Below are 20,826 nucleotides of genomic sequence, written 5' to 3' on the forward strand. Positions count from 1 at the left end.
GGCTTTTTGCCTGTGATGTAGATCGTGCTCCAGCCCTCCACACTCACTCATATAGTTCGAACGGTATCTTGGGCCCGTCTCTGGCGAGAGCTCGCATTCGCAAGGTTGGACAGAGTGCAGTGATGATCGAAAACAGATCAATGGAGAGACACTCATGTCCAGTTTCGTCGGTGTCGATATCGCTAAAAACACCTTTGATATCGCCACGCACTTGCCAAACGGTAAGCACAAAACCAAGGCCAAGCTGCCTAATGACGCGAAGGGTTTCAAAGAGTTTGAAGCTTGGTTGAACAAGCAGGTCGAGCCTACAGCCTTGATCGTGATGGAAGCCACCAGCGTCTATCACCTGGAACTTGCCGAGTTCATCTACAACAAGGGTTACCGGGTCTGTGTCGTCAATCCGGCCACGACCCATGCTTACGCCGACAGCGAATTGCGCCGGATCAAAACCGATAAAAGCGACGCCAAACTGCTCGCTGATTTTGCTCGGGAAAAGGCTGAAAAGCTTCAGCTTTGGGCTCCGGAGCCACTGAAATACCGCCAACTGAAGGCGATGGTGCGTCGATTGGATGATCTTCAGGAAATGGAGCAGATGGAGCTCAATCGTCTGGATGTGTCCGACGAAAAGGTCAAAGACTCGATCAACTCCGTTCTGCGCCACATCGAAAAAGAGATCGCTGAAACGCACAAAGCGATCAAGAAACACATCGATGATGATCCGGACATGCGCCAGATGCGCGACTTGATCGTGACCATCGACGGTATCGGGCAGAAAACCCTTGAGCGGCTGCTGGCCGAGCTGGGCGACCTGCGCAAATACGACGACCCTCGCAAACTGGTCGCTGCTGCAGGGTTGAACCCTAAGCTGCAGGAGTCAGGAAAACTCAAAGGCAGAACAATTATTTCGAGGGTCGGCTCGGCTCGCGTTCGGGCGGGTCTGTACATGCCAGGCCTGGTAGCGCTGAGGCACAACGAGGCGATCATCGCCATGAAGGAACGCTTGAAGGCCAATGGCAAAGCCCCCAAACAGATCATCTGTGCAGCCATGCGCAAGTTGTTGCACTTCGTCTACGGAGTGCTCAAATCGGGCCAACCATTTGACCCGAAATTGGCACTTGCCCGGTGAGGGGCAAGACGGTATCTACACGTCATCGAGTTATCGAATAATTGTAGGCGCTGCCGCAGGCTGCGATCTTTGCTTTGGCCCTTTTGATCCTTGATCACTCAAATCAATAATGCTGTTCAAGGCTTGCAACTCTCCATATTATCGCCGTCATAAAGTCATTCCCTGTGGAGCCTTCCAATGCCGGTGCAAGCCCTGTTCAAACCGTTCCATCTCGGTGCCCTCGAACTGCCGACCCGCGTGGTCATGGCGCCAATGACCCGCTCATTTTCCCCGGGTGGCGTACCCAATTCCAAAGTGATCGAGTACTACCGTCGCCGCGCTGCGGCCGGTGTCGGTCTGATCATCACCGAAGGCACCACGGTCGGTCACAAGGCCTCCAACGGTTACCCGAACGTGCCGCAGTTCTTCGGTGAAGCGCCACTGGCCGGCTGGAAAAAAGTGGTCGACGCGGTGCACGCCGAGGGCGGCAAGATTGTTCCGCAACTGTGGCATGTCGGCAGCGTGCGCCGTATCGGCACCGAGCCGGACGCCAGCGTGCCGGGTTACGGCCCGACGGAAAAACTCAAGGACGGTCAGGTCGTGGTGCACGGCATGACCAAACAGGACATTCAAGACGTAATCGCCGCATTCGCCCAGGCCGCCAAAGATGCCAAAAGCATCGGCATGGACGGCGTGGAAATCCACGGTGCCCACGGTTACCTGATCGACCAGTTCTTCTGGGAAGGCAGCAATCAGCGCAGCGACGAATACGGCGGCAGCCTCGCCAACCGCTCGCGTTTCGCCATCGAATTGATTCAAGCGGTGCGCGCCGCCGTCGGCGAAGGCTTCCCGATCATCTTCCGATTTTCGCAGTGGAAGCAGCAGGATTACACCGCGCGTCTGGTACAAACGCCCGAGGCGCTGGGCGAGTTCCTCAAGCCGTTGGCAGACGCTGGCGTGGACATTTTCCACTGCTCGACGCGGCGTTTCTGGGAACCTGAATTCGAAGGCTCCGAACTGAATCTGGCGGGCTGGACACGCAAGCTGACCGGCAAGCCGACCATTACCGTTGGCAGCGTCGGCCTGGACGGCGAGTTCCTGCAGTTCATGGTCAACACCGACAAGGTCGCGCAACCGGCCAGTCTGGAAAAACTGCTGGAGCGTCTGAACAACGACGAGTTCGACTTGGTGGCGGTGGGCCGTGCGCTGCTGGTGGATCCGGACTGGGCACTGAAAGTCCGTGAAGGGCGTGAGCAGGACATTCTGCCGTTCAGCCGTGAGGCGTTGATGACGCTGGTTTAAGCGGCGCTCAAACTGATGCTATCGCTGGCAAGCCAGCTCCCACAGGTATTGCGGGTGTTCACAAAAATTGTGTTCACCGCAGCCCCTTGTGGGAGCTGGCTTGCCAGCGATGGCGGCTTCAAAATCAGCAAAGATCTAAGGCAATGTCTGCGCATTCGGCAACACCTGCTCCCGCAGACACGCCCCACGCAAATGCTTTTCAAATTGCTCGATGATCGCCGCCCACCCCTGGCGACTGGCATGCTGACGCGCATTCAGGCGCACGCAGCGCAACCGCTCATCTTCTTCCAGCAGCCAAGCCGCCGCATCGCAAAACGCCTCTTCATCACCCGGCATCGCCAGCACACCGTTGTAGCCGTGGCGAATATGCTGCGCTGCCGCTGCCTGATCGTACGCCACCACCCCCAGGCCTGAAGCCAGTGCTTCGAGCACCACATTGCCGAAGGTTTCGGTCATGCTCGGGAACAGAAAAATATCCCCCGAGGCATAGTGCGCCGCCAGCGCTTCGCCGCGCTGTGAACCACAGAAAATCGCCTCAGGCAGCTCTTTTTCCAACGCAAGCCGTTGCGGTCCGTCGCCGACCACAATCAGCTTCAGGGTGCGCTGTGGATAAGTGCTGCGGAGTTTATCGAAGCAGCGCTTGAGCAGGCCCAGGTTCTTCTCCGTGGCCAGACGTCCTACGTGAATCACTGCGATGTCCTGCTCGCTCAGGCCCCATTGCTCACGCAACCCGTTCAGGCGCCTGGCCGGGTGGAACAACTGGCTGTCCACGCCTCGGGAGAGCAGGGCGAGGCGGTCGAAATGCCGGCGCTCCAGTTCCAGACGCTGACTGACGCTCGGCACCAGGGTCATCGACGAGCGATTGTGGAACCAGCGCAGATAATGCGTCAGCAAGCGCGTCAGCAAACCCAGCCCGTACTGATGGGTGTACTGCTGGAAATTGGTATGAAAACCGCTGACCACCGAGATCCCCAGGCGTCGCGCCGCCCGCAAGGCTGACAAGCCGAGCGGACCTTCTGTGGCGATGTACAGCACGTCCGGACGATGACGCTGCCAGCGCCGCAGCAGCTTGTGCATCGACGACTGACCCCATTGCAACCCCGGATAACCCGGCAACGGCCAGCCCCGGCACAACAGCAAGGCATCGTCCTCGACACGCTGCGGATCGCCCGCTTGTCGCGGTCGCACCAGTTCCACTCGATGCCCGCGCGCGCGCAAGCCATCGCACAAGCGACCAAGGGTATTGGCCACCCCGTTGATTTCCGGTGGGAAGGTTTCGCTGATCAGAGTGATATGCAGAGCTGTCGTCATGACCTCAGTGTCGGCTGAGGCCATGTCGTGCCTGTGACGTTCGGATGATGGATTTGTGACTGGCGGTCTGTGAGCGGCTCAGCGCTGTGCGACAAGGTTCTCCGCGCCGCGCTCACGTACCCAGAACAAGGTCGCGCCGGCAACGGCGGCCGGCATCATCAGGATGTTGACCACCGGAATCAGCAGCGCCAGGTAGACGATTCCGCCAAAACTCATGCTCTGCCAGCGCTTCTGGCGCAGCCAGGCGAGCATTTCGTTCCAGCCCAGTTTGTGGTTGTCCGCGGGGTAGTCGATGTACTGGATCGCCATCATCCACACGCCGAACAGCAGCCACAGCGGTGCGGCGACGATATTGACCACCGGAATGAACGAGAGAATGAACAGGCCAATTGCCCGCGGCAGGAAGTAGCCGAGTTTGCGCATTTCCCGGGCGAGGGTGCGCGGGATCATCGCGATCAGTTCGCCCCAACTGAAGGCCGGGAAATCATCAGTGCCGCGCACCACCACTTCAACTTTTTCCGCGAGGAAACCGTTGAACGGCGCCGCGATCACGTTGGCCAGCATGGTGAAGGTGAAGAACACCATCAACGCCACCAGCACCACGAACAGCGGCCACAGGATGTAGCTGAGGAAACTCAGCCAGTCGGGCAGCGACGGCATCAGGCTGTCGACCCACAGGCTGAACTGATGGCCGGCCAGATAGATCAATCCGACGAACAGCACCAGGTTGATCGCCAGCGGCAGCAGCACGAACAGGCGCAGGCCCGGGCTGAGAACCAGTTTGAGGCCTTCGCGCAGGTATTGCGGGCCGGACAGAACGGGGGCGGGCATAAGGGGCTCCGAGCAAGGGAAAACGCGCCGACCTTACCGACTTTGCAACAGGTGCGAAAGCGCGGCAGAGCGATCGACATTCACTGTAACAAAGACGTCGATCCGGTCGGAGTCTGCGCATAGAGACCACCTATGAGCTGGATTGTTAATCCGTATTTCCTTAATCTTGCCCCCCTCGATACGCTGCACCCAACTTTTTACAGGACTGTCGAGCTCATGCCTTCCCCAAGGTTATCCACAGTCCTTTTTTATTCCCGCCGGCAGTCCGGCGTTCCGCGCCAGTGTTTCGGCCCGGTCAACAGGAGCAGGTCATGTCTGAAGTCCGTCATTCGCGAGTGATTATTCTCGGTTCCGGCCCTGCCGGTTACAGCGCTGCGGTCTACGCCGCCCGTGCCAACCTCAAGCCACTGCTGATCACCGGCATGCAGGCTGGCGGTCAGCTGACCACCACCACTGAAGTCGACAACTGGCCGGGCGACGTGCACGGCCTGACTGGTCCGGCGCTGATGGAGCGCATGCGCGAGCACGCCGAGCGGTTTGAAACCGAGATCGTTTTCGACCACATCAACGCCGTGGACTTCGCCGCCAAGCCGTACACCCTGACCGGTGACAGCGCGACCTACACCTGCGACGCGCTGATCATCGCTACCGGTGCCAGCGCGCGTTACCTGGGCCTGCCGTCGGAAGAGGCGTTCATGGGCAAAGGCGTGTCGGCCTGCGCGACCTGCGACGGTTTCTTCTACCGCAACAAGCCAGTGGCTGTGGTCGGCGGCGGCAACACCGCTGTTGAAGAAGCACTGTACCTGGCGAACATCGCCAGCACCGTGACCCTGATCCACCGTCGCGAAACCTTCCGCGCCGAGAAGATCCTGATCGACAAGCTCAACGCCCGTGTGGCCGAAGGCAAGATCATCCTCAAGTTGAACGCCAACCTCGACGAAGTGCTGGGCGACAACATGGGTGTGACCGGTGCGCGCCTGAAAAACAACGACGGCAGCTTCGACGAAATCAAGGTCGACGGCGTGTTTATCGCGATCGGCCACACTCCGAACACTTCGCTCTTCGAAGGCCAGTTGACCCTCAAGGACGGTTACCTGGTGGTGCAGGGCGGCCGTGACGGCAACGCCACTGCTACCAGCGTTGAAGGTATCTTCGCTGCCGGTGACGTCGCTGACCACGTTTACCGTCAGGCCATCACCTCGGCCGGCGCCGGCTGCATGGCGGCACTGGACACCGAGCGTTACCTGGACGGTCTGCAGAACGCTTCGTTCTAAGACCGCAGGCACAAAAAAACCGGCTTCGGCCGGTTTTTTTATGAGAGTCAAAAGATCGCAGCCTGCGGCAGCTCCTACAGGGATCAGTGTAGGAGCTGCCGCAGGCTGCGATCTTTTGATCTTGAATCAGCGACGTGTCAGCGGCTGTGCTTCGAACTTCACACCGGCCAGCCCGTGCTTGATCAGCGCACGGATATTGCCGTGGTCACTGCCTTCAGGCGTCGCCAGCACCGAGCGGTAATGCTCGCCGAATGCCAGCAGCGCTTCTTCATCGCTCAAGCCTTCCAGCAGTGCCAGACCCAGGGTCTTGCACGAACCTTCGTTCTGCCCGGCAGCGTTTTCCACGCCACCATTGTTGAACGCTTGCGGCTGGTAGTCATAACCGGCAGCGATGAACGCCAGGGTATCGGCGAAAGCGTGTTCGCCGCTGTTGAGGCTGGCGCGCAGGGTGTTCAGATCACTCATTGGGTTTTCCTTTGGCGAACGCCGCCTGTTGTTCGGCGCTGGCCTCTTGCTGGTATTGGGCTTTCCACTCGGCGTACGGCATGCCGTAAACCACTTCGCGGGCGTCATCGAGGCTGACCTCGATCTGACGGTCATCGGCGGCGGCCTTGTACCATTTGGACAGGCAGTTGCGGCAGAACCCGGCAAGGTTCATCAGGTCGATGTTCTGCACGTCCTTGCGGCTGTCCAGATGGGCGACCAGCCGGCGGAAGGCGGCGGCTTCGAGTTCGAGGCGTTGTTGCTCGGTCATGATGGGCTCTGTGCAGTCTATTCGTGGCGCGGATGATAAAAGTCTGGCGAGCAATGCGCCAGACGCGCTCAGCGGCTTGCCGCGAGGGTGATCGACACCGACTCGGCAAATCGCAGGGCATGCGGCTTGTCGACTTCGACTTCGGCGTAAAGCACGGCGGTATTGCTCATCACCAGATCCAGCAGCTCCTGGGTCAGGCGTTCGAGCAGCGCAAAGCGATTGCCCTCGACGTGGGCGATGATCGCCTTGGTGATGGTGCGGTAGTTGAGCGCGTGATCGATGTCGTTGTCGCGCACCGCTTCCTGCGCGGCGTACTGGATGGTCAGGTTGATCAGCACATCCTGTTTGTTGAGGATCTCGTCCTCATTGATCCCGATAAAGGTGCGCAAGCGCAGATCCTTGACCCGGATGCGCGCCATTCCCGGTTGAAGTTGTGACATTTACTTGCTCCGTCCAATCAATTGCAGGAACTCCTGGCGGGTGTTGCTCGAGTCGCGAAAGGCGCCGAGCATGACCGAGGTGTTCATGGTCGAATTCTGTTTCTCGACACCGCGCATCATCATGCACATGTGCCGGGCCTCGATGACCACCGCGACGCCAGCGGCATCGGTGACCTGTTGCACCGCTTCGGCAATCTGCCGGGTAAGGTTTTCCTGAATCTGCAGGCGCCGGGCGAACATGTCCACCAGCCGCGCAATCTTCGACAGTCCCAGCACCTTGCCGGTCGGAATATATGCCACATGGGCCTTGCCGATGAAGGGCAGCAGGTGATGTTCGCACAACGAGTAGAGCTCGATGTCGGCGACGATAATCATCTCGTCGCTGTCGGAAGCAAACAGCGCGCCGTTGACGATCTCCTCCACACGCTGTTCGTAGCCGTGACACAGGTATTGCATGGCCTTGGCCGCGCGCTGCGGAGTGTCGAGCAGACCTTCGCGGTCGGGGTCTTCGCCGAGGCCGATGAGGATCTCGCGGTAATTCTCGGGCAGGGTACGGCTCATGGGAGATCCTCGCGCAGCAGCTTATTTGACGTGCCGTCCGCCGTTGACGGTCAGGGTCGTGCCGGTGACATAGGGGTTGTCGAGCAGATAGCGCAGGCTCTGGTAGATCACTTCGCTGCCGGGTTCGATGCCCAGCGCGGATTTGGCCAGCGCCTTGGCGCGGTACGCCGCGTCGTCGTCGGGATTGAACAATAGCAGGGCTGGCGCGATGCCGTTGACCTTGATTGCCGGCGCATAGCGCGCGGCGAAGGACAGGGTCAGGCTGTCGAGCCCGGCCTTGCTGGCGCAATAGCCGATGTGTTTGCTGCTGCCCTTGCGCGTGACGTCGTCACTGATGTGGATGATGTCGGCCGGTGTCGAGCGCTTGAGCAGGTCGGCGCAGTGCAGGTTGATCAGGTACGGCGCGAGCAGGTGCACGTTGAGCATGCGTTCGAAGGCTTCGGCTTCGTTGCCCGGGGTTTCCGCCAGCCATTCGGAGGCGTTGTGGACGATGGCGCGCAGGCGGTCGGTATGGGCTTTCAGTTCATCGATGAAGGCGAGAATGGCGGCTTCGCTGGAGAAGTCGGCGAACACTCCGATCGCGCCCAGATCCCGCAGCGCTTGCACGCCGGGACGTTCGCTGCGGTAGGTGAAAATGACCTGATGGCCGTCTTCAAGCAAACGCTGCGCGCAGTGCAGACCGACACGCTGGCCGGCACCGGTGATGAGAATCGGGGCGGAGGAAATGGTCATGAACGGCTCGCGTCGCGGCTGGAGCAAAAACTATAACAGCGACGCTGTCGAAAAGATCGCAGCCTTCGGCAGCTCCTACAGGGGCGCCTTCATCTGTAGGAGCTGACGAGTGCAACGAGGCTGCGATCTTTAGCGATTCTGCGTAGAGGGTGTTGCAGGCAAAGGTCGCGCCGGCACAGCGTTCAACCAGTTGGACAGCAACCGCGTCGACAGCGGAATAAAGAAATACACCATCAACGGCGTCAGGCACGCCGTGCTGATCAACACCCGCGGCAGCAGGCTCATGTCGCCGAGCAACGGCCCGAGAACAAAGTTGAACAGCAGCGACACCGGAAAGAACGCCAGCCAGATGGCCACGGCCTGTTTCCAGCGCGGTGGCCGCTGACCGGCCGCGCCGAACCAGCCTTCGATACCACTGACCCGATGTTCTTTGGGATGCGCGAACAGATCGCTGCCTCGCGCGAGCCACGCGGTACGCGAGACCGAGTGCTCCCAGGCATGCAGGGTCTGTTCGTTGACAAAGCGGAAAATGATCTGGAATTCGTTGTCACCGGGTGGCGGAGCGAGCACGCCGGAGCCCAGATAACCGGGAAAGTCAGTGGCCAGTTGTTCGCCTTCGCGTAGCCAGGCAATCAGGTCCTGATAGCGGCCGTCGGCGACGCGACGCGCAACCATCAGCGTGACGGGGGAAGTAGACATTATGTATCTCCGTATTCCGAGTGCGTCGCTCCGGGTAGGAGTTTCGCAATACGCAGGCGGGGGTAGGAGCCTGCGCTTTTTGACAAGCAAGGATTATTCCTGATTTTAATGACAGTTTCAGAGACTTTCGTCTCTATTCATGGGTTGAACCGATAGAGGGCATCGGAGGTAGAATGGGATCCAAATCTACCGAGTGGATGCACCTGCACAATGGCTGTTATCACGGACGCTGACCCTGCTTCGCAGGCCTCTGTCGCACTTGAGCGCGAAGAGTTGTTCCCTATTCGTGAGGTGTCGCGCCTGACCGGCGTCAACCCGGTAACGCTGCGTGCATGGGAGCGTCGCTACGGTTTGATTCAGCCGACTCGCACCGAAAGCGGGCATCGGCTGTATTCGATGACCGAAATCGAGCGCGTGCGCAGCATCGTCGACTGGATCGACCGCGGCGTGGCGGTGAGCAAGGTCGGCAAGATCCTCGCCAAGACCGAGCCGCTGAAAGTGCTGGCGCATATCATTCCTGATGATCTGGTGCAGGCTGATTACGCGCAGTGGCAACAACAGGTGCAGGTTGCAGTCAGCGCATTCGATGACCGCGCGCTGGATCAGGTCTACAACCAGATTTTCTCTTCATATTCGTTGTCAGTGGTGTTCCAGGACATTCTCATGCCGTTGTGGCTGCAGATGCTGCAGCGTCAGGATGCCTTCGGCCAGACCAGCGAATGGTTGTTTTTCGACGGGTTCCTGCGGGCGCGAGTCCTGCAGCGGATTGTCGCGCTGCGCGGCGCGCAACCGCGCAAAGTGATTGTCAGTGCGCTCGCCGGTCAGTGTCGTGAACTCGAATTGCTGGTTGCCGCGTTGTTTCTGAGTGGCAATGACGCCGGAGTGCGGGTGCTCACCACCGGTCAGCCATTCGATGAGTTGGCGCTGGTGTGCGAGCGGATCAAGCCGCAGGCGCTGGTGCTGTTTTCCAATCACGCCCCGACAGCCGATTTGCCGCGACGGTTGAACCGTCTGGCGTTAAGTCTGGATTGTCAGGTGATGCTGGCCGGCGATACCGCCGATCTGGCACAGGACAGCCTGGCGGGATCGTCGATCGGCTGTCTGGGCAATGAAGGGGCGACGATGCGTCAACGCATGACGCAGTTTCTCGCGGGGACGCTGGATACCTGAATATCAGGTGTGCAGGGCGGGGTGGGTCAGACGGTGTTGTTGCAGGATGAACTGGCGCAGGCGTTCGGTTTCATCGGCATCGGTCTGGCTCAGCTCGTAGGCGTAGAAGCCGTGCTCGGTTTCGCGCTCGAAATTGCCGCGCAGGGAGATCCGCTCATACCCTGAAGGGCTGAACCACAGGGCGAAATGCTTGGGCGGTTTGGTCTTGTTGCGCATTTCCAGCAGCACGCCTTTGTGCGACACCTCGTGCACCCACATCATCCCCGGTTGGCCCTTGGCATTTTCCAGCGCGACCGGCTCTTCGAGGGTCAGACGCCATGGGCGAACCATCGGCCCGTCTTCGTAAATGCTTGGTACGCCCAGACGCAGGTGCAACGCGTGAAATTCGTCTTCCACCAGGTGCAACGGGAAGGTCATCTGCTGATTTTCGAAGTTGGCCTGGATGGTCACTTGCTCATGAGCCGCCAGGCGCGTGAGCAGGTCACGGATCTGCGAGCCACCATTGACCAACAGGCTCGACGTCGCATCCCGCACATTGAGTTGCGGGTTGTGCTGCATGGTCTGGATGAAATCCAGCTCATCCTGGGTCAGGAGGGCGTCGCGTTGCATGGCCTGGCTCGAAAGAATTAGTTACAAAGTCATTGGTGATTGTAGTTACTGACACTTAGTTCGCAGTTTTGTTTGCGCCGTTCGTCGCTTTCAGGGCAGAGAGTTCGGCTTGCAAGGCGGCAACCTGTGCTTCCAGTTGCGCGACGCGTTGCTGCGCCTTGACCTGAACCGTGACGTCCTTCTGCACGCCGACGAAATAAGTCTGGCCGTCCTTGTCGTTTTTCACTGTCGACAGCGACAGTTCGTTCCAGAATGGCGTGCCGTCCTTGCGGTAGTTACGCAGGATTTCCCGGCACGCCCCGCCATTGCGCAAGGTGTCACGAATCCGCGTCAGATTGGCCTGATCGCGGTCGCCGGACTGCAGAAAACGGCAATCCTGGTAGAGAATTTCTTCGCTGGTGTAACCGGTCAGGCGCTCGAAGGCCGGGTTTACGTAAATCAGGATGTTGTCCTGTTCGCCTTCCTTTTCTGCAACCACGATCCCGTCGTTCGAAGCGTTGATCACCATTTGCAGCAGATTGGCGTTGATCATCAATGAATCCTTTCAGTGTCGATATTGGCTGGCATTCTAGAAGTTCCAGCCAGTCTGTCTACTGGCCATCACGGCTATTCGGGCCTGGATCGCGGCTTTTACGTCGGACTGCTACTATCGCCGCTCTTTTTTTCAGCTTCAGGATCAGATTGATGAAAGTCGCCATCCTCTCCGGCTCGGTTTACGGCGCGGCCGAAGAAGTCGCCCGTCACGCGCAGAACCTGCTGAAAGACGCCGGTTTTGAAACCTTCTACAACTCGCGCGCCAGCCTGGCGGATATACAGGCGTTCGGCCCTGAAGCGATTCTCGCGGTGACCTCGACCACCGGCATGGGCGAATTGCCGGATAACCTGCAGCCGCTGTATTTCAGCCTTCGCGATCAATTGCCAATGGCCTGGCGCGGCTTGCCCGGCGCGGTGATCGGTTTGGGCGATGCCAGTTACGGCGATACGTTCTGCGGTGGCGGCGAGCTGATGCGTGAGTTGTTCGCCGAGCTGGGCCTGCGCGAAGTACAAGAGATGCTGCGTCTGGACGCCAGCGAAAGCGTGACCCCGGAAACCGATGCCGAGCCTTGGCTGGCGCAATTGATCGCCACGCTCAAGGGCTGATCGCGCGCTCGCGCAGCAGGGCCAGCCAGGCCTGCGCGGCTTTCGACAGATAGGCGCCGCGACGCCAGATGAACGCGATATCCCAACGCAGATAATCTGGCGCGCGCAAGGTCAGGCGCACCACGCCCGGACGCTCCAGTGCCCGGGCGACCACGCTCGGCAACAGCACCACGCCTTGCCCGGCCGCCACCAGCGCCACGAGAAAATCCGCCTGGCCACTGCGCCCGCCTTCTTTCGGGGTAAAGCCCAGTTGCTGGCACGCCTGCAATAACCGGTCATTGAGCACGAAGCTGCGCTGATACAGCAGGAACGGTGTCTCGGCCAACTCCTCCAGAGCAATTTCACCGCGCGCCGCCAGCGGATGATCCACCGGCAGCAACGCGTCGAGCTTCTCATCGCAGAACGGCTGAAAATCGAACTGCGGATCCTTGGGCAGCAAGCTGCCACCCAACTCCAGTTCACCGCTGAGCACCGCCTGCTCGACGTTACGGCTGCCGCCCTCAAGCAATTGAATGCTGATGTTCGGATAGCGCCGTCGATACTCGGCGAACAACCCGGCGAACAGCGCATCGCTGCCCAGCAACGGCAGACCGAGGCGCAATTCGCCGCGCGCCAGTTGGCTCAGATCATCCAGTTCGCTGAGCAACTCCTGACGCAAGCGCAGCATGCCCTCGGCGTGTGACAGCACCACGCTGCCCGCAGCGGTCAGGTGCAACTGGGAGCCGAGCCGTTCGAGCAATGGCGTGCCGAGACTCTGCTCCAGTTGCGCGACTTGTTTGCTCACCGCCGACTGACTGACGTGCAGGGTTTTCGCCGCCTGGGTAAAGCCGCCTTGACGCATGACTTCGACAAAACTGCGCAGCTGTTTGAATTCCATGGTCCGATTCCGTTTTGGAATAGCCATGAGTCTAACAATTCGCTTCTGGTATGGCAGGCCGCTTCGTAAAATAGCCCCCTGTAAGGAGCCCATCATGAACGCTGCATCCCTCACGTATGTTTCCCGTCTGATAGCAGAACTGGCCGTGTTGCTCGGTCTCTATCTGCTCGGCTGTCAGATCGCCGCGTGGCTGGCCTGGCCAATTCCCGGCGGCGTCATCGGCATGGCCCTGTTGCTGCTGGCGTTCGCGTTTGGCTGGGTCAAACCGGCGGCGCTGCAATTGGGTGCCGGATTGCTGATGGCCGAGATGCTGCTGTTCTTTATTCCGGCACTGATGAGTCTGCTCGACTACGGCGCACTGCTGCGTGATGACGGTTGGCGGATTTTGCTGGTGATTGGCGCCAGCACCCTGATGGTGATGCTGGTGACGGCCTTTACCGTGGAGTTGGCTGTGCGTCTGAGGCGGTCCCATGAAGCTTGAATGGATGCCGATGTTCTGGCTCGCTTTCACCCTGTTGGCGTACCTGTTCAGTCGCTGGATTTACCGGCGTACCGGGCGCTATCTGCTGTCGCCGCTGATTCTGGTGCCGGCGCTGCTGCTGGCGCTCGCCATACCGTTGCACACGGCCTATGCCGAATACTCAAGCAACACCCATTGGCTGATGCTGGTGCTCGGGCCGGTGACCGTCGCTTTCGCGGTGCCGATCTGGCAGCAGCGACGTCTGCTGGTGCGGCACTGGTCAGCGCTGTTGCTGGGCATGCTCGCCGGCAGCGCGGCATCGATCGCTACCTCGTTTGGTCTGGCCAGGGCGCTGGCGCTGGATACCTCAGTCACGATGTCGCTGGTGCCGCGTTCGATCACCACGCCGTTCGCCATGCCGCTGGCGCAGAATCTGGGTGGCGTACCGGAACTGACGGCCGTGTTCGTGATGTTCACCGGCGTGTTCGGTGCGATGCTCGGCGGCGTGCTGCTCAAGTGGCTGCCGCTGCGCAGTGCCTTGGCGCGCGGTGCGTTGTTTGGGGTTGGCGCGCACGGTGCCGGCGTCAGTCGGGCGCATGAAGTGGGCGGTGAAGAAGGCTCGGTGGCCGGGCTGGTGATGGTGCTGACAGGACTGCTCAATCTGTTCGCTGCGCCTTTGTTGGCGTCGTTGCTTTGACATGGATCCAAGCTGTTTGCATGGCTGACCCGCTCAGTCATCAAGCTGGCTGGCAATGCAACTACGTGAGCCCCGGGAGCTGACTAGACTGCTGACACGTGCAAAACAATAAGAACGCAGAGGTGCATACAGTGAGCGTAGCCCCCGTCCAGTCGCCCGTTAATGTCAAAGACCAGGTCAGTGCTGCGGAGTGGCAGACCCGGGTCGATCTCGCCGCCTGTTATCGACTGGTCGCCCTGCATGGCTGGGACGACCTGATCTTCACCCACATTTCCGCCAAGGTCCCGGGCACCGAAGACTTCCTGATCAATCCGTTCGGGTTGATGTTTCATGAGATCACCGCGTCCAGCCTGGTCAAAGTCGACCAGGCCGGCAACAAGCTGATGGACAGTCCCTACGAAATCAATCCCGCCGGTTACACCATCCACAGCGCCGTGCACGAAGTGCGGCACGACGTGGTGTGTGTACTGCACACGCACACTGCGTCCGGCGTGGCCGTTTCAGCGCAGAAGCAGGGCGTGTTGCCGATCAGCCAGCAGTCGCTGTTCGTGCTGTCGAGCCTGGCCTATCACGCCTACGAAGGCGTGGCGCTGAATCACGAAGAGAAAGCGCGCTTGCAGGCCGACCTGGGCGAGAACAATTTCCTGATGCTGCACAACCACGGTCTGCTGACCTGTGGCGGCACCATCGCCGACACCTTTCTGATGATGTTCACCTTCCAGCGTGCCTGCGACATTCAGGTCATGGCGCAGACTGGCGGTACTGAATTGATCGCCATCGAACCGCAAATTCTGGCGGGCGCCAAGGCGATGATCGCCGGCGTGACCAAAAGCGCTCAAGGCATGGGCGGCGCGCTGGCCTGGCCGGCGTTGCTGCGCAAACTCGATAAACAAGACCCCGGATATAAACTCTGATGCCTCTTGCCGAGATTCCTCTGTGTGTCTGGCGCAAACGCAGCCGGACATTTGTCTTTCGCGGCCAGTCGATCCGTTATTGGACGGCGGGGCAGGGTGAGCCGCTGTTGCTGATCCATGGCTTTCCGACGGCCAGTTGGGACTGGCACTACTTGTGGCAGCCGCTGGCCCAGCGTTATCGGGTGATCGCCTGTGACATGCTCGGTTTCGGTGATTCGGCCAAACCGTTGCATCACAGCTACAGCTTGCTGGAACAGGCTGATTTGCAACAGGCGCTGCTGGCCCATCTGCAGGTCGAGCAACCTCTGCATATTCTGGCTCACGATTACGGCGACAGCGTCGCCCAGGAACTGCTCGCGCGGCATTACGAAAACCGGCTCGCCGTCGCCAGTTGCGTGTTCCTCAACGGCGGGCTGTTCCCGGAAACCCATCGCCCGGTGCTGATGCAAAAGTTGTTGCTCAGCCCCTTGGGCTGGATGATTGGCCGGGCCTTCAGCCGTGATGCATTGGTGAAAAGCTTTCGGCAGATTTTCGGCCCGCAGACCGGCCCCAGCGAAAGCGAACTGGATGATTTCTGGAGCCTGATCGAGACCCACCGCGGTCCGCGCATCCTGCACAAACTGATTGGCTACATCCCCGAGCGCCGGGCGCAACGCGACCGCTGGGTGGCGGCCATGCAGCGTGATGACATCCCGTTGCGAGTGATCGACGGCGAAGTCGATCCGGTCTCGGGTGCGCACATGGTCGAGCGTTACCGCCAGTTGATCGCCGACGCCGACACGGTGTTGTTGCCGGGCATCGGCCACTATCCACAGATCGAGGCGCCGGTGCAGGTGCTCAAACATTATCTGGCGTTTCGTGACCGCCTGGAGTTGCCGCCGCGCAAGGTCGCGTGCTCCTGAGAGATCAAAAGATCGCAGCCTGCGGCAGCTCCTGCACAAATTAATGCAGGAGCTGCCGCAGGCTGCGATCTTTTGATCTTTTGACGCCCTCATCATCCCCCACCCTTATCGCGCACCATTCAGCCTCAGCCGTATTTGTTGTGACCCAAAGCCCTGTGCCTGACACTCGGACTCAATACTGGCCTGCTGGAGATTCTGCGATGAATGAGTCCGTACGTTTCGAAGATAAAGTCGTGATCGTCACCGGAGCCGGTGGTGGCCTGGGCCGGGCGCATGCTTTGCTGTTCGCCCGGCACGGCGCCAGAGTGCTGGTCAACGACCTCGGCGGCTCGACCCAGGGCGAGGGCGCCAATGCCTCCGCCGCCGACCGTGTGGTGGCGGAAATTCGCGAAGCCGGCGGCATTGCCGAGGCCAACCACGACTCGGTCACCGACGGCGACAAACTGGTGCAGAACGCCCTCGACGCCTTTGGCCGTGTCGACGTGGTGGTGAACAACGCCGGGATCCTGCGCGACAAGACCTTTCACAAGATGGACGACGCCGACTGGGATCTGGTCTATCGCGTTCACGTCGAAGGCGCCTACAAAGTCACCCGCGCCGCCTGGCCGCACCTGCGCGAGCAGAACTACGGCCGGGTGATCTTCACGGCATCCACTTCGGGCATCTACGGCAACTTCGGTCAGTCCAACTACGGTATGGCCAAACTCGGCCTCTACGGATTGACCCGTACCCTGGCCATCGAAGGGCGCAAGAACAACATTCTGGTCAACGCCATCGCGCCCACTGGCGGTACGCGCATGACCGAGGGGCTGATCCCGCCACAAGTGTTCGAACAGCTGAAACCGGAACTGGTCAGCCCGCTGGTGGTGTACCTGGCCAGTGAGCAGTGCCAGGAAACGTCCGGTCTGTTTGAAGTCGGTGGTGGCTGGATGGGCAAAGTGCGCTGGGAGCGCAGCCTCGGCGCCGGATTCGATCCACGCAGCGGTTTCGCCCCGGAAGACGTCGCGGCGCATTGGCAGCAGATCTGCGATTTCGAAGGGGCGGCGCATCCCAAGGACAACATTGAAGCGCTGAAGGAAATGATGGCGAATCTGCAGAAGTATTCGCTTTGACATCTGCCATGACCGTCAAGCGACCTGTCCCACCGGCATGAATCTCGCCCATAAAAAAGGCCGCTGCAAACGCAGCGGCCAAGGTAAGACGTTGGATCAAGGAGCTACAAATCAACGTCAGTGAACACCGGGGCGATCAATCGAAGCATCGATTCATCTGAAATCGGTCAGCGCAGGCGCGAGTTGCTCGGCAGCCAAGGCTGGTTGCTTTGCGGCGTGCGCCGTGAAAGCCCGCTCAGAATAAGCACTTGAGATCGAAGGAAACAGAGCGATTCCGGACATGCACTGTTACGGGGCATGCAACAGTCGTGTCCGGCTACGCTATTGGGTCACTGAAGGGATTGTGGCTGTTGTTTCAAGGGCGCAGGTCGTCGGCCTGATAGCCCATGCGCCAACTGACGGCGCGTGCCGCCGCCAGCAATCGCCGGGCGGCCGGACCGTTTTCATCCGCATGAAACAATGAAGTCGGGCCGACAATCGTCAGTACTGCTGCGATCTGCCCGACGGCGTTGAACACTGGCGCCGACAACGCATCCACGCCCGGCATCAACAAACCGTGCACATGATGCAGACCGCGTTCGCGGATCTGTTCACACAGGCTGACGTAGTTTTTTTCATCGGCCAGCGGATGGTCGGCGATGGCGGTTTCCAGCACGCGCAGTTCATCGGTTTCGCGATGCGGCAGATAGGCACTGAACACCAGGCCAGTGGATGAACTGAGCAGCGGCAATACCGAACCCAATTGCGTGACCACCGTCACCGCGCGCACCGCCGGCTCGATGTGCACCACGGTCGCGCCCTGATTGCCCCACACCGCCAGAAAACAGGTTTCATTCAGTTCGTCGCGCAACTCGGACAGCGGCAGGGCGGCGACTTTCAGCACGTCCATACTGTTCAGGGCTGCCAGGCCCACGCGCAACGCTTCACGGCCGAGTCCGTAATGGTTGGTGGCAGCGTTCTGCTCGGCGAAACCACTGGCGATCAGTGCCTGGAGATAGCGGTGCACCTTGCTTGCCGGCATCTGCACATGTTCGGCCAGACGCGACAGTGAGGTAGAGGGCGACAACTCGGCCAACGCCTTGAGGATGTCGGTGCCGACCTCGGCGGAGCGGACTTTCTGTTTGCCGTTGCTGTCGCTGGTTTTTTCCATGGTGCGGCCGGGATCCGAAAACGAATGGGCGTCTTTATAGCTTGACGCTGGATAGCGAGCAAATTACGTTATGCGTAATCGAATTACGATAATAACAACCCCGGCGTGCGCAAAGCTCTGAGCCAGAGCGATGGGCCACTGCCGACTCCCTGTTCAGGAGGCTCCATGAACCTCGATTCAAACGCGTCGGCGCTGGCGTACCAGTCCGGTTTCGGCAACGAATTCAGCAGTGAAGCGTTGCCCGGCGCCTTGCCCATCGGCCAGAACTCCCCGCAAAAAGCCCCGTACGGTCTCTACACCGAATTGCTCTCCGGCACGGCGTTCACCATGACCCGCAGTGAAGCCCGGCGTACGTGGCTGTACCGGATTCAACCGTCGGCCAATCACCCGGCGTTCGTCAAACTGGAGCGGCAACTGGCCGGCGGCCCGCTGGGTGACGTAACCCCGAATCGTCTGCGCTGGAATCCACTGCAGATGCCCGCCGAGCCAACCGACTTCATCGACGGCCTGGTTGGCATGGTCGCCAACTCGGCGGCGGAGAAGCCTGCCGGCATCAGCATCTATAACTATTGCGCCAACCGCTCGATGGAGCGGGTGTTCTACAACGCCGACGGCGAGCTGCTGCTGGTGCCGCAACTCGGGCGACTGCGGATTGCCACCGAACTCGGTGAGCTCGAAGTCGCGCCGCTGGAAATCGCCGTGTTGCCACGCGGTCTGAAATTCCGCGTCGAACTGCTTGATCCGCAGGCACGCGGTTACGTTGCCGAGAACCACGGCGCGCCGCTGCGCCTGCCGGACCTGGGGCCGATCGGCAGCAACGGTCTGGCCAATCCACGGGACTTCCTCGCGCCGGTCGCTGCCTACGAAAACCTGCAGCAGCCGACGACGCTGGTGCAGAAATTCCTCGGCCAGTTGTGGGGCACCCAACTCGATCATTCGCCGCTGAATGTGGTCGCCTGGCACGGCAACAACGTGCCGTACAAATACGATCTGCGCCGTTTCAACACCATTGGCACCGTGAGTTTCGATCATCCTGATCCGTCGATTTTCACCGTGCTGACCTCGCCGACCAGCGTGCATGGCATGGCCAACCTCGACTTCGTGATCTTCCCGCCACGCTGGATGGTCGCCGAGAACACCTTCCGTCCACCGTGGTTCCACCGCAACCTGATGAACGAATTCATGGGCCTGATCCACGGCGAATACGACGCCAAGGCTGAAGGCTTCGTGCCCGGCGGTGCATCCCTGCACAGCTGCATGAGCGCCCACGGCCCGGACGGCGAAACCTGCACCAAAGCAATCAACGCCGAGCTCAAGCCGGCGAAGATCGACAACACCATGGCCTTCATGTTCGAGACCAGTCAGGTGCTGCGTCCAAGCCGCTTCGCCCTCGACTGCCCGCAACTGCAATCCAATTACGACGCCTGCTGGGCCACGCTGCCCGCCACGTTCGACCCGACCCGGAGATAACCCATGACTCAGACTTCCATCACCCGCAGCTGGGTTGCTTCGGCCAACGGCCACGCGGATTTCCCGTTGCAGAACCTGCCGCTGGGCGTATTCAGCATCAACGGCTCGGCGCCGCGCGCGGGCGTGGCGATTGGCGAGCACATTTTCGATCTGCAAGTGGCGCTTGAAGCCGGTCTGTTTGACGGCGCCGCGCGCAGTGCGGTCGAGGCCATGCACGGCGGCCTGTTGAACGCCTTCTTCGACCTCGGTCGCGAAGCCCGTGTCGCCTTGCGTACGCGCTTGCTGGAACTGTTCAGCGAGGGCAGCAGCCATCGCGGCGCCATCGAAGCCCAAGGCGCAAAACTGCTGCCCTTGGCTGCCGATTGCCAGATGCACCTGCCGGCACGCATCAGCGATTACACCGACTTTTACGTCGGCATCGAACACGCGCAAAACGTCGGCAAACTGTTCCGCCCGGACAACCCGTTGTTGCCGAACTACAAGCACGTGCCGATCGGTTATCACGGTCGCGCCTCCACCGTGCGCGCCTCCGGTACCGACGTGCGCCGCCCGAAAGGCCAGACCCTGCCGGCCGGTGCCAGCGAGCCGACCTTCGGCCCTTGCGCCCGACTGGACTACGAGCTGGAGCTGGGCATCTGGATCGGTCAGGGCAACGACATGGGCGAGCCGATTGCGATTGGTGACGCCGCCGAGCACATCGCCGGTTTCTGCCTGCTCAACGACTGGTCGGCCCGCGATATCCAGGCCTGGGAATACCAGCCGCTGGGCCCGTTCCTGTCCAAGAGTTTTATCACCAGCGTCTCACCATGGGTGGTGACGGCCGAAGCGCTGGAGCCGTTCCGCACGGCACAACCGGCGCGCCCTGAAGGTGATCCGCAGCCGCTGCCTTACCTGTTCGACAAGCGCGATCAGGAGGCCGGTGCCTTTGACATCGAACTGGAAGTGCTGCTGCTCACCGAAGCCATGCGCGAGCAGAATCTGCCCGCCCATCGCCTGACCCTGAGCAACACGCGTTACATGTACTGGACCGTCGCACAAATGGTCGCGCACCACAGCGTCAACGGTTGCCAGTTGCAGGCCGGCGACCTGTTCGGTTCGGGCACCTTGTCAGGTCCGGAAAACGGTCAGTTCGGCAGCCTGCTGGAAATCACCGAGGGCGGTAAAAAGCCGATCGAACTGGCCTCCGGCGAAGTTCGCAAATTCCTCGAAGACGGCGACGAAATCATTCTGCGCGCGCGTTGCGCCCGAGACGGTTTTGCCTCGATCGGCTTCGGCGAATGCCGCGGCACAGTGCTGGCGGCGCGCTGACAGGAGCG

24 protein-coding genes are annotated in these 20,826 nt (G+C 60.5%); 12 read left to right on the plus strand and 12 right to left on the minus strand.

The features are described 5' to 3' along the window. Window positions 1-154 precede the first annotated feature (154 nt). Together ACYZUM_RS00935 and ACYZUM_RS00940 are read left to right on the plus strand one after the other, a co-directional pair. Window positions 155-1,126, plus strand: coding sequence for an IS110 family RNA-guided transposase (locus tag ACYZUM_RS00935; protein WP_473061225.1), 972 nt, complete (start codon window positions 155-157; stop codon window positions 1,124-1,126). 177 nt (window positions 1,127-1,303) lie between these two features. Next, window positions 1,304-2,407 (plus strand): NADH:flavin oxidoreductase, encoded by a 1,104-nt coding sequence (locus tag ACYZUM_RS00940; protein ID WP_041073927.1) that lies wholly within the window; start codon window positions 1,304-1,306, stop codon window positions 2,405-2,407. A 135-nt stretch (window positions 2,408-2,542) separates the two neighbouring features. Here ACYZUM_RS00940 and ACYZUM_RS00945 read toward each other — a convergent pair whose 3' ends face one another. Both ACYZUM_RS00945 and cysZ read right to left on the minus strand, forming a co-directional pair. After that, complete coding sequence (locus ACYZUM_RS00945; RefSeq protein ID WP_108181695.1) at window positions 2,543-3,742, minus strand: glycosyltransferase family 4 protein; 1,200 nt, start codon at window positions 3,740-3,742, stop codon at window positions 2,543-2,545. 54 nt (window positions 3,743-3,796) lie between these two features. After that, window positions 3,797-4,549: a sulfate transporter CysZ gene (gene cysZ, locus ACYZUM_RS00950; RefSeq protein WP_108181696.1), complete on the minus strand. Its 753-nt coding sequence runs from the start codon at window positions 4,547-4,549 to the stop codon at window positions 3,797-3,799. A gap of 311 nt (window positions 4,550-4,860) precedes the next feature. Between cysZ and trxB the strand changes: the two genes are divergently transcribed. Next, the gene (gene trxB / locus ACYZUM_RS00955) at window positions 4,861-5,823 is read left to right on the plus strand and encodes a thioredoxin-disulfide reductase (RefSeq protein ID WP_003221727.1); all 963 of its coding nucleotides are present in this window, start codon (window positions 4,861-4,863) and stop codon (window positions 5,821-5,823) included. 126 nt (window positions 5,824-5,949) lie between these two features. On the opposite strand, the gene ACYZUM_RS00960 is transcribed toward trxB, so the two are convergent. The 6 genes from ACYZUM_RS00960 to ACYZUM_RS00985 form a co-directional block, all read right to left on the minus strand. Then, window positions 5,950-6,288, minus strand: coding sequence for a HopJ type III effector protein (locus tag ACYZUM_RS00960; protein ID WP_108181697.1), 339 nt, complete (start codon window positions 6,286-6,288; stop codon window positions 5,950-5,952). Then, window positions 6,281-6,577, minus strand: coding sequence for a DUF1244 domain-containing protein (locus ACYZUM_RS00965; protein ID WP_007968038.1), 297 nt, complete (start codon window positions 6,575-6,577; stop codon window positions 6,281-6,283). The genes ACYZUM_RS00960 and ACYZUM_RS00965 overlap by 8 nt, the downstream gene beginning before the upstream one ends. Before the next feature lie 68 nt (window positions 6,578-6,645). Then, on the minus strand, window positions 6,646-7,017 hold the full coding sequence (gene folX, locus ACYZUM_RS00970; protein WP_041073935.1) for a dihydroneopterin triphosphate 2'-epimerase: 372 nt from the start codon (window positions 7,015-7,017) through the stop codon (window positions 6,646-6,648). After that, window positions 7,018-7,578 carry a GTP cyclohydrolase I FolE gene (gene folE / locus ACYZUM_RS00975; RefSeq protein ID WP_108181698.1) on the minus strand — a complete coding sequence of 187 codons (561 nt, stop codon included), beginning with the start codon at window positions 7,576-7,578 and terminating at the stop codon, window positions 7,018-7,020. It lies immediately after the preceding gene. Window positions 7,579-7,599: 21 nt separating this feature from the next. Continuing rightward, window positions 7,600-8,310 carry a dihydromonapterin reductase gene (gene folM, locus ACYZUM_RS00980; RefSeq protein WP_108181699.1) on the minus strand — a complete coding sequence of 237 codons (711 nt, stop codon included), beginning with the start codon at window positions 8,308-8,310 and terminating at the stop codon, window positions 7,600-7,602. Window positions 8,311-8,439: 129 nt separating this feature from the next. Next, on the minus strand, window positions 8,440-9,009 hold the full coding sequence (locus ACYZUM_RS00985) for a putative antibiotic biosynthesis monooxygenase (protein WP_108181700.1): 570 nt from the start codon (window positions 9,007-9,009) through the stop codon (window positions 8,440-8,442). 210 nt (window positions 9,010-9,219) lie between these two features. Between ACYZUM_RS00985 and ACYZUM_RS00990 the strand changes: the two genes are divergently transcribed. After that, window positions 9,220-10,179 carry a MerR family transcriptional regulator gene (locus ACYZUM_RS00990; protein ID WP_142579860.1) on the plus strand — a complete coding sequence of 320 codons (960 nt, stop codon included), beginning with the start codon at window positions 9,220-9,222 and terminating at the stop codon, window positions 10,177-10,179. 3 nt (window positions 10,180-10,182) lie between these two features. On the opposite strand, the gene ACYZUM_RS00995 is transcribed toward ACYZUM_RS00990, so the two are convergent. Both ACYZUM_RS00995 and ACYZUM_RS01000 read right to left on the minus strand, forming a co-directional pair. Further along, complete coding sequence (locus ACYZUM_RS00995) at window positions 10,183-10,788, minus strand: hypothetical protein (RefSeq protein WP_025109427.1); 606 nt, start codon at window positions 10,786-10,788, stop codon at window positions 10,183-10,185. 55 nt (window positions 10,789-10,843) lie between these two features. Beyond that, on the minus strand, window positions 10,844-11,320 hold the full coding sequence (locus tag ACYZUM_RS01000) for a PAS domain-containing protein (protein ID WP_108181702.1): 477 nt from the start codon (window positions 11,318-11,320) through the stop codon (window positions 10,844-10,846). A gap of 152 nt (window positions 11,321-11,472) precedes the next feature. On the opposite strand from ACYZUM_RS01000, the gene ACYZUM_RS01005 reads away from it, so the two are divergent. Then, window positions 11,473-11,928, plus strand: a complete 456-nt coding sequence (locus ACYZUM_RS01005) for a flavodoxin (RefSeq protein WP_041073948.1) — start codon at window positions 11,473-11,475, stop codon at window positions 11,926-11,928. On the opposite strand, the gene ACYZUM_RS01010 is transcribed toward ACYZUM_RS01005, so the two are convergent. After that, on the minus strand, window positions 11,918-12,805 hold the full coding sequence (locus tag ACYZUM_RS01010) for a LysR family transcriptional regulator (RefSeq protein WP_108181703.1): 888 nt from the start codon (window positions 12,803-12,805) through the stop codon (window positions 11,918-11,920). The genes ACYZUM_RS01005 and ACYZUM_RS01010 overlap by 11 nt on opposite strands. A 94-nt stretch (window positions 12,806-12,899) precedes the next feature. Here ACYZUM_RS01010 and ACYZUM_RS01015 point away from each other — a divergent pair, with 94 nt between their 5' ends. The 5 genes from ACYZUM_RS01015 (at window position 12,900) to ACYZUM_RS01035 (ending at window position 16,890) form a co-directional block, all read left to right on the plus strand. Then, window positions 12,900-13,286: a CidA/LrgA family protein gene (locus tag ACYZUM_RS01015; protein WP_041073952.1), complete on the plus strand. Its 387-nt coding sequence runs from the start codon at window positions 12,900-12,902 to the stop codon at window positions 13,284-13,286. Next, on the plus strand, window positions 13,276-13,962 hold the full coding sequence (locus ACYZUM_RS01020) for an LrgB family protein (RefSeq protein WP_108181704.1): 687 nt from the start codon (window positions 13,276-13,278) through the stop codon (window positions 13,960-13,962). The genes ACYZUM_RS01015 and ACYZUM_RS01020 overlap by 11 nt, the downstream gene beginning before the upstream one ends. A 131-nt stretch (window positions 13,963-14,093) precedes the next feature. Beyond that, the gene (locus ACYZUM_RS01025) at window positions 14,094-14,876 is read left to right on the plus strand and encodes a class II aldolase/adducin family protein (protein ID WP_108181705.1); all 783 of its coding nucleotides are present in this window, start codon (window positions 14,094-14,096) and stop codon (window positions 14,874-14,876) included. Further along, a complete protein-coding gene (locus tag ACYZUM_RS01030) occupies window positions 14,876-15,778 on the plus strand; it encodes an alpha/beta fold hydrolase (protein ID WP_108181706.1) in 903 nt (300 codons plus the stop codon). Before ACYZUM_RS01025 ends, ACYZUM_RS01030 begins: the two co-directional genes overlap by 1 nt. Before the next feature lie 200 nt (window positions 15,779-15,978). Next, complete coding sequence (locus ACYZUM_RS01035) at window positions 15,979-16,890, plus strand: SDR family oxidoreductase (protein WP_108181707.1); 912 nt, start codon at window positions 15,979-15,981, stop codon at window positions 16,888-16,890. Between the two features lie 355 nt (window positions 16,891-17,245). On the opposite strand, the gene ACYZUM_RS01040 is transcribed toward ACYZUM_RS01035, so the two are convergent. Continuing rightward, window positions 17,246-18,040, minus strand: coding sequence for an IclR family transcriptional regulator (locus ACYZUM_RS01040; RefSeq protein ID WP_047291777.1), 795 nt, complete (start codon window positions 18,038-18,040; stop codon window positions 17,246-17,248). A gap of 165 nt (window positions 18,041-18,205) precedes the next feature. Here ACYZUM_RS01040 and hmgA point away from each other — a divergent pair, with 165 nt between their 5' ends. Together hmgA and fahA are read left to right on the plus strand one after the other, a co-directional pair. Next, window positions 18,206-19,510, plus strand: coding sequence for a homogentisate 1,2-dioxygenase (gene hmgA, locus ACYZUM_RS01045; protein ID WP_108181708.1), 1,305 nt, complete (start codon window positions 18,206-18,208; stop codon window positions 19,508-19,510). A gap of 3 nt (window positions 19,511-19,513) precedes the next feature. After that, window positions 19,514-20,818 carry a fumarylacetoacetase gene (gene fahA / locus ACYZUM_RS01050; RefSeq protein ID WP_108181709.1) on the plus strand — a complete coding sequence of 435 codons (1,305 nt, stop codon included), beginning with the start codon at window positions 19,514-19,516 and terminating at the stop codon, window positions 20,816-20,818. Window positions 20,819-20,826: the final 8 nt, after the last annotated feature.

It is taken from the genome of Pseudomonas sp. m6p, assembly GCF_055760375.1.

What these genes read in the sequence shown, in the direction of transcription:
- ACYZUM_RS00935 (WP_473061225.1), top strand. Translation starts at nt 155, where the DNA reads ATGTCCAGTTTCGTCGGTGTCGATATCGCTAAAAACACCTTTGATATC.
- ACYZUM_RS00940 (WP_041073927.1), top strand. Translation starts at nt 1,304, where the DNA reads ATGCCGGTGCAAGCCCTGTTCAAACCGTTCCATCTCGGTGCCCTCGAA.
- ACYZUM_RS00945 (WP_108181695.1), bottom strand. Translation starts at nt 3,742, where the DNA reads ATGGCCTCAGCCGACACTGAGGTCATGACGACAGCTCTGCATATCACT.
- cysZ (WP_108181696.1), bottom strand. Translation starts at nt 4,549, where the DNA reads ATGCCCGCCCCCGTTCTGTCCGGCCCGCAATACCTGCGCGAAGGCCTC.
- trxB (WP_003221727.1), top strand. Translation starts at nt 4,861, where the DNA reads ATGTCTGAAGTCCGTCATTCGCGAGTGATTATTCTCGGTTCCGGCCCT.
- ACYZUM_RS00960 (WP_108181697.1), bottom strand. Translation starts at nt 6,288, where the DNA reads ATGAGTGATCTGAACACCCTGCGCGCCAGCCTCAACAGCGGCGAACAC.
- ACYZUM_RS00965 (WP_007968038.1), bottom strand. Translation starts at nt 6,577, where the DNA reads ATGACCGAGCAACAACGCCTCGAACTCGAAGCCGCCGCCTTCCGCCGG.
- folX (WP_041073935.1), bottom strand. Translation starts at nt 7,017, where the DNA reads ATGTCACAACTTCAACCGGGAATGGCGCGCATCCGGGTCAAGGATCTG.
- folE (WP_108181698.1), bottom strand. Translation starts at nt 7,578, where the DNA reads ATGAGCCGTACCCTGCCCGAGAATTACCGCGAGATCCTCATCGGCCTC.
- folM (WP_108181699.1), bottom strand. Translation starts at nt 8,310, where the DNA reads ATGACCATTTCCTCCGCCCCGATTCTCATCACCGGTGCCGGCCAGCGT.
- ACYZUM_RS00985 (WP_108181700.1), bottom strand. Translation starts at nt 9,009, where the DNA reads ATGTCTACTTCCCCCGTCACGCTGATGGTTGCGCGTCGCGTCGCCGAC.
- ACYZUM_RS00990 (WP_142579860.1), top strand. Translation starts at nt 9,220, where the DNA reads ATGGCTGTTATCACGGACGCTGACCCTGCTTCGCAGGCCTCTGTCGCA.
- ACYZUM_RS00995 (WP_025109427.1), bottom strand. Translation starts at nt 10,788, where the DNA reads ATGCAACGCGACGCCCTCCTGACCCAGGATGAGCTGGATTTCATCCAG.
- ACYZUM_RS01000 (WP_108181702.1), bottom strand. Translation starts at nt 11,320, where the DNA reads ATGATCAACGCCAATCTGCTGCAAATGGTGATCAACGCTTCGAACGAC.
- ACYZUM_RS01005 (WP_041073948.1), top strand. Translation starts at nt 11,473, where the DNA reads ATGAAAGTCGCCATCCTCTCCGGCTCGGTTTACGGCGCGGCCGAAGAA.
- ACYZUM_RS01010 (WP_108181703.1), bottom strand. Translation starts at nt 12,805, where the DNA reads ATGGAATTCAAACAGCTGCGCAGTTTTGTCGAAGTCATGCGTCAAGGC.
- ACYZUM_RS01015 (WP_041073952.1), top strand. Translation starts at nt 12,900, where the DNA reads ATGAACGCTGCATCCCTCACGTATGTTTCCCGTCTGATAGCAGAACTG.
- ACYZUM_RS01020 (WP_108181704.1), top strand. Translation starts at nt 13,276, where the DNA reads ATGAAGCTTGAATGGATGCCGATGTTCTGGCTCGCTTTCACCCTGTTG.
- ACYZUM_RS01030 (WP_108181706.1), top strand. Translation starts at nt 14,876, where the DNA reads ATGCCTCTTGCCGAGATTCCTCTGTGTGTCTGGCGCAAACGCAGCCGG.
- ACYZUM_RS01035 (WP_108181707.1), top strand. Translation starts at nt 15,979, where the DNA reads ATGAATGAGTCCGTACGTTTCGAAGATAAAGTCGTGATCGTCACCGGA.
- ACYZUM_RS01040 (WP_047291777.1), bottom strand. Translation starts at nt 18,040, where the DNA reads ATGGAAAAAACCAGCGACAGCAACGGCAAACAGAAAGTCCGCTCCGCC.
- hmgA (WP_108181708.1), top strand. Translation starts at nt 18,206, where the DNA reads ATGAACCTCGATTCAAACGCGTCGGCGCTGGCGTACCAGTCCGGTTTC.
- fahA (WP_108181709.1), top strand. Translation starts at nt 19,514, where the DNA reads ATGACTCAGACTTCCATCACCCGCAGCTGGGTTGCTTCGGCCAACGGC.